This is a genomic window from Sandarakinorhabdus rubra (assembly GCF_010994245.1).
Classification (GTDB): Bacteria; Pseudomonadota; Alphaproteobacteria; order Sphingomonadales; family Sphingomonadaceae; genus Sandarakinorhabdus; species Sandarakinorhabdus rubra.
Genome location: NZ_WMHO01000131.1, coordinates 1 through 7515, shown reverse-complemented (window position 1 = coordinate 7515; position 7515 = coordinate 1). Strand labels below are relative to the sequence as shown.

The 7515-nt window shown below is 67.8% G+C and carries 8 protein-coding genes; 3 read left to right on the top strand and 5 right to left on the bottom strand.

Annotated elements, in window-relative coordinates:
• From GJV64_RS09120 to lgt, 5 genes are all read right to left on the bottom strand, one after another.
• A partial coding sequence (locus GJV64_RS09120; RefSeq protein WP_164156939.1) for a sulfite exporter TauE/SafE family protein occupies window positions 1–489 on the bottom strand: 489 nt, incomplete at its 3' end.
• Window positions 490–561: 72 nt separating this feature from the next.
• Window positions 562–1335, bottom strand: a complete 774-nt coding sequence (pgeF, locus tag GJV64_RS09115; protein ID WP_164156938.1) for a peptidoglycan editing factor PgeF — start codon at window positions 1333–1335, stop codon at window positions 562–564.
• A complete protein-coding gene (locus tag GJV64_RS09110) occupies window positions 1317–1838 on the bottom strand; it encodes a GNAT family N-acetyltransferase (protein WP_235927678.1) in 522 nt (173 codons plus the stop codon). Before GJV64_RS09110 ends, pgeF begins: the two co-directional genes overlap by 19 nt.
• A complete protein-coding gene (locus tag GJV64_RS09105) occupies window positions 1835–2845 on the bottom strand; it encodes a class I SAM-dependent methyltransferase (RefSeq protein ID WP_328799172.1) in 1011 nt (336 codons plus the stop codon). Before GJV64_RS09105 ends, GJV64_RS09110 begins: the two co-directional genes overlap by 4 nt.
• A complete protein-coding gene (gene lgt / locus GJV64_RS09100) occupies window positions 2842–3699 on the bottom strand; it encodes a prolipoprotein diacylglyceryl transferase (RefSeq protein ID WP_164156937.1) in 858 nt (285 codons plus the stop codon). Before lgt ends, GJV64_RS09105 begins: the two co-directional genes overlap by 4 nt.
• Window positions 3700–3785: 86 nt before the next feature.
• On the opposite strand from lgt, the gene GJV64_RS09095 reads away from it, so the two are divergent.
• The 3 genes from GJV64_RS09095 to GJV64_RS09085 all read left to right on the top strand — a co-directional run.
• Window positions 3786–4973, top strand: coding sequence for an acyl-CoA dehydrogenase family protein (locus GJV64_RS09095; RefSeq protein WP_164156936.1), 1188 nt, complete (start codon window positions 3786–3788; stop codon window positions 4971–4973).
• Between the two features lie 3 nt (window positions 4974–4976).
• Window positions 4977–6113 carry an acyl-CoA dehydrogenase family protein gene (locus tag GJV64_RS09090; protein WP_164156935.1) on the top strand — a complete coding sequence of 379 codons (1137 nt, stop codon included), beginning with the start codon at window positions 4977–4979 and terminating at the stop codon, window positions 6111–6113.
• 127 nt (window positions 6114–6240) lie between these two features.
• The coding region (locus GJV64_RS09085; RefSeq protein ID WP_235927677.1) for a class I adenylate-forming enzyme family protein at window positions 6241–7515 on the top strand (1275 nt) is incomplete at its 3' end.

The window sequence follows — 7515 nt, the reverse complement described above, 5'->3', positions numbered from 1 at the left end:
CCGCCACGGCAACGCTGCCACCCACGGCAGGTGTCGGCGCGGGCGCGGCGGCGGCGGCTGACCGGCGCGCGCCGCCAGCAGCGCGGCCGCCGCATCGCGCAGCATCAGCCCGCCGATCACCGCCAGGAACAGCACATAGACAAGACTGATGACGATATCGATCTGGCCGACATCCTGCAGCAGGCGAAAGATCACCTGCCCCAGGCCGGCGCCCACCACGCCGCCGGCCACCAGCACGCCGCCCATCTTCACGTCGACCTGGCCGCGTTCCCAATAGGCCAGCGCGCCGGACACCGACGAGCCGGTGATCTGCGTCGCCGAGGACGCCACCGCAACGGCCGGCGGAATGCCATAGAAGATCAAGAGCGGCGTGGTGAGAAAGCCGCCCCCCACCCCGAACATGCCCGACAGGAAGCCCACCCCCGCCCCCAGCAGGATGATGACGAGGGCGTTCACCGACATCTCGGCAATGGGCAGATAAAGGTCCATGCGCCGTCCACGTTACGGCGGCGAGGGCAAAAAGGGAATCGCCGTTCGGCCCGGCGGTCCCAGCCGGACGCTTCAGGCCGGCAGGGCGATCAGCGAGAGCTGCCGGCCATAATCCGGCTCGCCACGGTGGGTGGTGCGGCGGAAGCTGAACCAGCGATCCGGATCGCCATAGGTGTCGACGCCCATCGCCACCACGGTTTCGACCCCGGCGGCGGCGAGGCGGGCGGCGATATGGCCTTCCAGATCGAACCAGGCGTGGCCGGGCCGGCCGGCCGCGAAAAAGCGTTCATTGGCCGGATCGACCGCGCAGAAGCGCTCCACGAAGCCCGTATCGACCTCATAGCTGGCCTTGGCGATGGTGGGGCCGATGGCCGCCACGATGCGGCTGCGGCGGGCGCCCAGCTGCACCATTGCCGCCACCGTGGCCGGGCCGACATCGGCCAGCGCCCCCTTCCAGCCGCTGTGCGCCGCGCCGATCACGCCGGCATGGGCATCGGCCAGCAGGATCGGCGCACAATCGGCGGTGAGGATGCCCAGCGCCAACCCCGGCGTCGCCGTCACACAGGCATCGGCCGGCGGGCGGGCATCATCGAAGATGCGTTCCGTCACGTGCACGACGCGGGCCGAATGGATCTGCAGCATGGTCACCAGCGCGGCGCCGGGCGCCACCGCCTGCAGCGCACGGCGGCGGTTCTCCTCGACATTCCGGCGGTCATCATCGCTGCCCAGCCCGACATTCAGGCTGGCATAGACGCCGTCGGACACGCCGCCCCGGCGCGTGAGGAAGCCGTGGCGGGTGCCGGCCAGTTCCGGCACGGTGAGCCAGTCTACAGTGTTGCCCGACACAATATGTCCTCATCGGCCTGGTCGCCCACCATGAAGGCATAGGGCGCAATTTCCTCGAACCCGTGGCGGGCATAGAAGCGGCGCGCCTTCACATTCTCGGTGAACACCGAAAGCCAGATTTCGCGGGCGCCGCGCGCCCGCGCCCGGTCCATCGCCCAGCGGGTGAGCATATCGGCAATACCGAGCCCCTGCCACGGCTTGTAGATGTAGAGCTGGCGCAGTTCCGCCGCGCCGGGCGCCGGATCGGGCGCTGGCAGCTTCAGCGAACTGACCTTGCAGAAGCCGATCGGCGTGCCGCCGGTTTCGGCGAAGCGCACCTCGATATCGGGATCGGCGAGTTCGGCGGCATAAGCGGCATCGCTGCCCTGCGCCAGGAAAGTGGCGAGATCCTCCAGCTTGTAGAGCGTCCCGAACGTGTCGATGAAGGTGGCGCGCGCGATGCCGCCCAGAACCGCGCCGTCGGCCGGCGTGGCATCGCGAAAGGTGATGAGGGGGTGGCTCATGCCCCGTCCATGCCAAATCCGGCGGGGACAGGCCAGCCTGGCGCCACCAGCGCCATGGCCTGGAACAGGGCGCCCATCTGCTGCGGCGCGGTGAGCCGAAGGTGGGCGGCGGTGATGGCGGCGGCCTCGGCCGGGGCCTTGCCGGCCTTCAACGCTTCGGCGCGGGCGGCAATGCCCAGCTGCCCCAGGAAGGCCCCCTGCGCCACCGGGCCGTGGACAGCGAGGCCGTGGGCCGCCCGCGCCAGCGCGCCGAAATCGACATGTGCGGTCAGATCGTGGGTGCCGGGGTCAAGGAACGGGCTCACCATCTCGCCGCGATGCACCGCCTGCAGCGTGTCGGGCGCGCTGCCGTCGGCCGCGCCGCCATGGCCATAATCGATCACGAGGCAAGCACCGCCCTGTGCCTTGAGGCGTTCGGCGAGCTGGCTGGCGATGGCGAGGCTGGCCTCGCTCCATTCCGCGTCCTCGCCAGGACTGTCCTGCCAGACAGGGTGGAACAGGCCATCGGCAAGGCCCACGAACAACTCCCGCCCGGCGCGGCGCTGGCGGATGGGCAGCGCGTCGAAGAATTCGTTGGCGATCACGATCAGCGGGCGGTCGGCGGGCAGCTGGTCCACCTGTTCATGCCAGGCCGCCGGCCAACCGGCGAGGCGGCTGCGCTGGATGCTGCGCAGCGGCAGGCTGGTTTCGACAAGGTGCAGCGCCATGGCGTCGGCCAGCCCCGGCAGCCGGCCAAGCAGGCGCAAGGCATCGGCCAGCAGCGTGCCATGGCCCGGCCCCAGTTCGACCAGATGGAAGGCCGGCTTGCCGGCGCGCAGCCACAGATCGCCAATCCAGCCGCCGATAATCTCGCCGAACATCTGGCTGATCTCCGGCGCGGTGGTGAAATCGCGGCCCAGCGGATCGTCGCCGGCATAATAGGCAGCGTTGCAGGCCGCCATCCACGCATCCAGCCGCAGCGGGCCTTCAGCGGCGATGCGCTGTGCCAGGGCGGAGGCCAGAGTCACGCCACAACCGGCTTCCTCAACAGCGCCACGGCGAGCAGCAGCAGGGCCGCCGCGATCAACGGCAGCGACAGCGTCTGCCCCATGGTGAGACCGGTATCGAGGATGCCCAGCTGCCGGTCCGGCTCGCGATAATTCTCCACAATGGTCCGCGACAGGCCATAGCCAAGGCCGAACACGCCCGACAGCAACCCGGGGCGCAGGCGTGCACCGGTGCGCCAGAACAGGAAGGTGAGCAGCAGGAACAGCACACCGCCTTCCAGGCCGGCCTCATAGAGCTGGCTGGGGTGCCTCGGCTCCGGCCCGGCTTCGGGGAAGATGATGCCCCAGTCGCTCCCCGTCGGCCGGCCCCACAGCTCGCCATTGACGAAATTGGCCAGCCGCCCCAGCCCCAGCCCCAGCGGCGTGACGGTGGCGACATAGTCGAGCAGGCGCAGCCCGCTGAACTTCGCGAACCAGCCGTGGAGGAAGCAGGCGGCGATCACCCCGAAGCAGCCGCCGTGAAAGCTCATGCCGCCATCCCACAGCCGCAGGATGGAGATAGGATCAGCCAGATACTGGGCCGGGTTGTAGAAGATCACATAGCCGAGCCGGCCGCCGCCGATCACGCCCAGCGTTGCCCAGGTGATGTAATCGTCGAGCTGGGTCTGGTTGAGCGGCGCGCCCGGCGGGCGGATCATGCGGGTGAGCAAAACCCAAGCGCCTGCGATGCCGGCGATGTAGGCAAGGCTGTACCAGCGCAGCGAGAACGGGCCCCAGTCGCTGCCGGCCAGCGTGAAGGCCGGGATGGTGAAGGCCTCGGGCCGCACCGGCAGGGTGGTGAAGTCCACTGCGGTCATGAACAGTTCGGGGAGCATCGGGCCTCTACATCAACTGCCAGCTTTGCCGAGGGGCGGCGGGCACCATAGAGTGCAGCATCGAATTTGCCAGTGGGAGAGCAATCGTGGCCGATCTTGAGAGCTTCCGCGCCGAAACGCGCGCCTGGCTGGAGGCGAACTGCCCTGAAGAGATGCGCCAGCCCATCCGCGATGACGATGACGTGTGCTGGGGCGGCCGCAATGTGAAATTCAAGAGCGAGGCCCAGAAGCTCTGGCTCGAGCGCATGGGCGCCAAGGGCTGGACGGTGCCGGAGTGGCCGAAGCAATATGGCGGCGGCGGCCTTGATCGCGCCGAAGCCAAGGTGCTTGCCGAGGAGATGCGCCGCATCAAGGCGCGCTCGCCGCTGTCCAGCTTCGGCATCTGGATGCTGGGGCCTGCGCTGCTGAAGTATGGCAACGAGGCCCAGAAGCTGGAGCATCTGCCCAAGATTGCCCGCGGCGAGATCCGCTGGTGCCAGGGCTATTCCGAACCGGGCGCCGGCTCCGACCTGGCGTCCTTGCGCACCTCGGCCGAAGACAAGGGCGATCATTATCTTGTCAATGGCAGCAAGGTGTGGACCTCCTACGCCGACAAGGCGGACTGGATCTTCTGCCTGGTCCGCACCGACCCGACGGCCCCAAAGCACCTGGGGATCAGCTTCCTCTTGTTCGACATGGCATCCGAAGGCGTGTCGACCAGCCCGATCAAGCTGATCTCCGGCTCCTCGCCCTTCTGCCAGACCTTCTTCGACAACGTGAAGGTGCCCAAGGAGAACCTGATGGGCGAGCCGGGCAAGGGCTGGACCATCGCCAAATATCTGCTCACCCACGAACGCAACATGATTGGCGGCTCCGATTCCACCGGTGGTGGCCAGCGTGACAGTGTCTCCAACATCGCCCGCAAGCTGATCGGGCTGGATGCCGCCATCCTCGCCGATACCGCGCTGCGCACCGACATCGCCCGCCACGAGATGAACGCCTTGGCGTTTTCGCTGACGATGGAGCGGGTGCTGGCCGAGGCCAAGGCCGGCCAGGACACCGGCGCGCTGTCTTCCATGCTGAAATATTACGGCACCGAACTGAACAAGGAGCGCATGGAGCTGCTGATGTCGATCCGCGGTTCGGATGGGCTGACCTGGGAAGGCGAGGAGAAGGGCGAGGGTGATCTCGCCCGCTCTTGGCTGCGCAGCCGCGCCAATTCCATTGAGGGCGGCACCTCGGAAGTGCAGCTGAACATCATCGCCAAGCGCGTGCTTGACCTGCCGGGAGCCTGACAAATGGCACTTGTCCTGACCGAAGACCAGCAGATGATCCGCGACAGTGCGGAGGGCTTCTTCAAGGATGAAGCCCCCGTGTCGCAGCACCGGGCCTTGCGCGATGCGAAGGATGCCACCGGCTTTTCCCGCGACGTGTGGACCAGGATGGCCGGGATGGGCTTTGCCGGCGTGCTGGTGCCGGAAGCCCATGGCGGGGCGGACATGGGCCATGTCGCGGCCGGGATCATCCTTGAAGCCATGGGCAAGAATCTCAGTGCTGCCCCGATGCTCTCCACCGCCGTCTTGGGGGCGACCGCGCTCAGGGCCGGCACACCCGAGCAGCAGGCGAAATATCTGCCGCTGATCGCGCAGGGCGCCCACCTGCTGGCGCTGGCCGCCGACGAGGCCGCCCGCCACAAGCCCAGCCATGTGGCGACCACCGCCACCCCGTCCGGCAACGGCTTCAGGCTGAATGGCGTGAAAGGCTTCGTGCTCGATGGCCATGTTGCCGACACGCTGATCGTGGCGGCGCGCACGGATGGCGAGACGGATGACCGGGCCGGCATCACCCTGTTCCTGGTCAACCCGAAGGCCGACGGTGTGAAGATCGATCGCCGCTCCATGGTGGACAGCCGCAATGCGGCGAAGGTGACGCTCAGCGACGTGCAGGTCGATGGTGCTGACGTGCTGGGCAACGTGGGCGAGGGCTTCGCGATTCTCGAGAAGATGCTGGACGCCGGCCGCGCCTGCCTTGCCGCCGAGATGCTGGGCGTGTCGGGCCAGGCCTTTGCCACCACGGTCGATTATCTGAAGCAGCGCGAGCAGTTCGGCCAGAAGATCGGCAGCTTCCAGGCCCTGCAGCATCGCGCCGCCCACCTGTTCTGCGAGATCGAGCTGGCACGATCGGCCACCTTGAAGGCGCTGCAGGCGCTGGACGAGGGCAGCGACCGCGCGCCGATGTTCGTCTCCCTCGCCAAGGCCAAGGCCGGCGATGTCGCCATCCTCGCCACCAACGAGGGCGTGCAGATGCACGGCGGCATCGGCATGACCGACGAGTATGACATCGGCTTCTTCATGAAGCGGGCCCGCGCCGCACAGGAAACCTTTGGCGACAGCGCCTTCCACGGCGACCGCATCGCCCGCCAGCTGGGCTATTGAGGCCTGCATTCGGCTGCCCCTGCGCGCGGGAGGGGACGAGATGCTTGCGCTTGCAAGCATCGGCGGGCGTGGCATGAATGGGGCGCAGTGAAGCCGGGTCCACCGGCCCAGCCCTGGGAGAATTGCCGTGACGAAATCCGCGCTTGATACCGCGCTCGACGATGTGGTCGCCGGGATCATCGCTCCAGGCGGGATGCTCGCGGTTGCCAATCAGCCGGTGCGCGGCGTCACCCTGCCGGTGTTCAGCGCCGCGCCGCCCACGATGCGCGAGTTCCTGGCCACCTTCTTCACCGCGCAGGGCCCCAAGGAGTTCCTGGTGTTTGGCGAGGAGCGGCTGACCTTCGCCGAAGTTTATGCGCGCAGCCTGAAGTTTGCCGCCATGCTGCAGCATCGCCACGGCATTGCGAAGGGTGATCGCGTCGGTGTTGCCATGCGCAACTATCCAGACTGGGTGATCGCCTATTGTGCCATCCTGCACATGGGCGCCGTGTGCATCCCGATGAACGCCTGGTGGACCGCCGACGAGATGGCCTATGGCATCAGCGATTCCGGCGCGCGGCTGGTGATCGCCGACGAGGAGCGCGCCCGCCGGCTGGCCACCCTCTCCTGCACCGCCACCGTGCTGACCGTGCGCACTTCGGGCGAAGTCGCGGCCCAGCTGGGCTTTGCCCGCGCCGAGGACGAGCTGGCGGCAAGCCCCGAGACGATGTGGTATCTGCCGGAACTGTCGCCCGAGGATGACTGCACGATCATGTACACCTCGGGCTCGACCGGCTTTCCCAAGGGGGCGGTCTCCACCCACCGGGCGCAGGTGTCGGGGACGATGAACTTCCTCGTCACCGGCCTGGCGCTTCTGGAGCTTTCGGCGCGGGCCGGCGCAACCCCGGCCGAACAGCAGGTGATGCTGCTGAACGTGCCGCTGTTCCACATTACCGGGTTGGTGCCGGTGCTGCTGGTCTCCATCGCCATCGGCCGCAAGATGATCATCATGCACAAGTGGGATGCCGGCGAGGCGCTGCGGCTGATCGAGAAGGAGCGCTGCACCTATTTCGTGGGCGTGCCGACCATGAGCCTTGAACTCATGCAGCATCCCGACCGCCACAAATATGACCTGTCATCGCTGGTCGACATCGCATCCGGCGGCGCGCCGCGCCCGCCCGAGCATGTCGATCGGCTGGCCCACGAGTTCCAGGGCAAGCACCCGGTGCAGGGCTATGGCCTCACCGAAACGAACGGAGTGGGTGCCGGCAACATCCGCGAGAATTACCGCGCCAAGCCCGCCTCCACCGGCCGCGCCGCGCCGCCGCTGGTGGAGCTGCGCATTGCCGATGGCGATGGCCCGGTGGGCGCCGCGCTGCCGGCGGGCACGGTGGGCGAAGTGTGCATCCGCTCGGTGTGCAAC

Bases quoted from the DNA above. Each gene is read 5' to 3' on its own strand.
- GJV64_RS09110 (WP_235927678.1), bottom strand. From the start codon at position 1,838: ATGAGCCACCCCCTCATCACCTTTCGCGATGCCACGCCGGCCGACGGC.
- lgt (WP_164156937.1), bottom strand. From the start codon at position 3,699: ATGCTCCCCGAACTGTTCATGACCGCAGTGGACTTCACCACCCTGCCG.
- GJV64_RS09090 (WP_164156935.1), top strand. From the start codon at position 4,977: ATGGCACTTGTCCTGACCGAAGACCAGCAGATGATCCGCGACAGTGCG.